The organism is Calothrix sp. CBUCES-K 9914, assembly GCF_059640475.1.
Window position 1 is genome coordinate 1 of record NZ_JBXXZH010000546.1, and the last position, 1,215, is coordinate 1,215.

The 1,215-nt window shown below is 31.2% G+C and carries 1 protein-coding gene; it reads left to right on the forward strand.

All coding sequences use genetic code 11. The features are described from left to right. Positions 1-573: 573 nt before the first annotated feature. Positions 574-960, forward strand: a complete 387-nt coding sequence (locus AC2JBO_RS44980) for a Na-translocating system protein MpsC family protein (RefSeq protein ID WP_496960095.1) — start codon at positions 574-576, stop codon at positions 958-960. Positions 961-1,215 lie beyond the last annotated feature (255 nt).

Below are 1,215 nucleotides of genomic sequence, written 5' to 3' on the forward strand. Positions count from 1 at the left end.
TCAAGCTATTACTATCAAGCTATTACTATCAAGCAATGTAACGCCAAATACAGTGCTTTCACGCACCATCAATACGTTAAGTAAGCAACATTCAATGGTAGGGTGGAATGGCACTACAGTACTGCGCTTCGTTTTTAAAGGTTGGTGGTGTCACGCACTCTACTTTTGTTTTTAACAAATAGTTATTATCGTTGCATCTATATGCTTGCTAACAAAATCTGCTGCCCAAAAGTAACAATTGGTTTAGCTCAAATTCAGTTAAAGTCGTGTACAAAAAATTATATTTTGTTTATATAACTGTGCATAAAGCATAGTTGTAATTTATTATTTTGCACAAAATATGTAATATTTAAATCCCTAAAACAATCAATAAAAAATTATAGATAATTGCAAGTTTTAATATACGAATAAAACTGATTTATTGCTTCATTCTTATCAATAAAGATTGATTATATTGTCAAAATTAAAATTCATTATCATACTCAAAAAATTTTCATGTAAGATTTATAATTATACCAAAACTTTGTTCAATTTTATAATATATATAGAGTGCTATAAGTTTATTGGACTATCATGGAACAGCCGACTGTTGGACAATTAGAAAGAGAAATTTCAAATCGTATTCGTTCCTTATATAATGCTACACTGGGGCAGCGTTTAGGTAAAATAATTTGCCATTTTTTTGACACTCAATTGGCAATTACAATTGAGAATTCGGTGACATTAACCGAACAAATGCTTCTAAGTTCTGGCAACGAGATTTTGGCTGAAAAAGTACGATTAGATATAGATAAAATTATTCAGCCTCTGATTAAAACGACAATCGAAGAGGTTATTGATAAACCTGTTGTTGAATTAATAAATCACACTAGTTTATCGTCCGGACGTACTGCCATTATTGCTATTTTGGAACAACTCCCAGCAGTTCGCAACCCTCGTGCAATTCCCAAAACAAATTAAAAATTTATTAGAAAATACCAGCCGACTTCAGCAGTCGGCTATTCTTGACACTTTTTAATCATATACTTAGTCTTTAGGCGCCGCAAGATAAATAGTTTTATTATTTCCAGGCTATACTCAGCTATTCTGTATTTACTCGATAATTTTGATAATCCTTATCAAAAATGAGCATCAGATAGCAATATTGATGCGATAAGCATGTACCATTTAGCTTAAAATCAATAGCGAATAGCTGTTTATACATAAAAACCACAT

Excerpts from the sequence above, each read along its gene's own strand:
- AC2JBO_RS44980 (WP_496960095.1), top strand. The coding sequence starts at position 574 with ATGGAACAGCCGACTGTTGGACAATTAGAAAGAGAAATTTCAAATCGT.